Annotated in this window: 1 protein-coding gene; it reads left to right on the forward strand. The window is 45.3% G+C overall.

What is annotated here, in order from left to right:
- On the forward strand, positions 1–320 hold a 320-nt coding region (locus GQA99_RS21130; RefSeq protein ID WP_160057036.1), incomplete at both ends, for a chlorophyll a/b-binding protein.

Raw genomic sequence — 320 nt, forward strand, 5'->3', positions numbered from 1 at the left:
CCACGTTCAAGACAGTTGCTCTCTTCTCTAAGAAAAAGCCAGCTCCTCCTGCTAAGTCTAAGGCCATCTCTGAGACTAACGACGAGCTCGCCAAGTGGTATGGTCCTGACAGGAGAATTTTCTTGCCGGATGGTCTTTTGGACAGATCAGAAATCCCAGAGTACTTAAACGGTGAAGTTGCTGGAGATTATGGTTATGACCCATTTGGTCTTGGAAAGAAGCCTGAGAACTTTGCTAAATACCAAGCCTTTGAATTGATCCACGCAAGATGGGCTATGTTGGGAGCTGCTGGTTTCATTATCCCTGAAGCTTTAAACAAA

This window comes from Shewanella litoralis, assembly GCF_009828585.1.
Taxonomy (GTDB): domain Bacteria; phylum Pseudomonadota; class Gammaproteobacteria; order Enterobacterales; family Shewanellaceae; genus Shewanella; species Shewanella litoralis.